The 842-nt window shown below is 48.8% G+C and carries 1 protein-coding gene and 1 pseudogene; both read left to right on the top strand.

Features of this window, described 5'->3' with window-relative positions; translation table 11 throughout:
* Positions 1–588: class I SAM-dependent methyltransferase (locus tag R8N49_RS26060; RefSeq protein WP_318190317.1), on the top strand; the 588-nt coding region annotated here is incomplete at its 5' end.
* Positions 589–643: 55 nt separating this feature from the next.
* A pseudogene (locus tag R8N49_RS26065) lies at positions 644–842 on the top strand (MATE family efflux transporter); the annotation flags it as partial.

Consider the following 842-nt stretch of genomic DNA (forward strand, 5'->3'; position numbering starts at 1 on the left):
CAGGTAACGCAGTTTTTGCAGCAAAATCCGGATGCTTGGATCATCAATGTTGGAGCTGGACTCGATACCCGTTTTTACCGTTTGGATAACGGCCGCTGTCACTGGATTGAATTGGATGTTACGGAGAATCTAGTTTGGCGTCAGCGTCTATTTCATAAAAACGAACGCTACGAACATCGCAGTGGGAGTGTGGAAGACATGTCGTGGCTCGAATCTCTGACCATTCCAGATAAATCACCCGTATTGATTCTGTGCGAAATGGCATTGTTGGATTGCTCTGAGCGACATGTTGCGCGGTTTATTCAAAACTTAGGTCGCCATTTTGTCTCGGCTGAGGTCTGTATGGTACTCGCTGGAGACTTAACAGAAAGCAAGTGGGGGCAAAAGCTTGGCTCGGATTGCTATGCCCATGGATTTGAGGCACCGGCGGAACAAGTTCTGAGATGGTTGCCGTGGGCACAATGGGTGAAAGCGTTCTCGCCATTCGACCGATTCTGTTCACGATGGAAAGCTTGGCAACGCTGGCTCAATAAAATTCCAATGCTAAAGCACCGTCTCACGCCAGTGCTTGTTCACATCAAGTGGTAATTGGCTAGTCATTAAGCACTCAGGTACACTCGTCGATCTAAACAACGAGGTGCCTGTGACAAACTCTATTTTCTCTCCTTTATCTAATCCTCAAGTGCATCGCCAGGTGTTATCGCTCGCGATCCCGATGGTGTTGTCGAACATTACTGTTCCATTGCTCGGTTTGGTCGATGCTGCGGTGATTGGTCATCTAGACCACGCTTGGTATTTGGGCGGCGTTGCGCTGGGCAGCACTATGATCAGCGTAACGTTCT

The organism is Vibrio sp. 1978 (assembly GCF_033344345.1).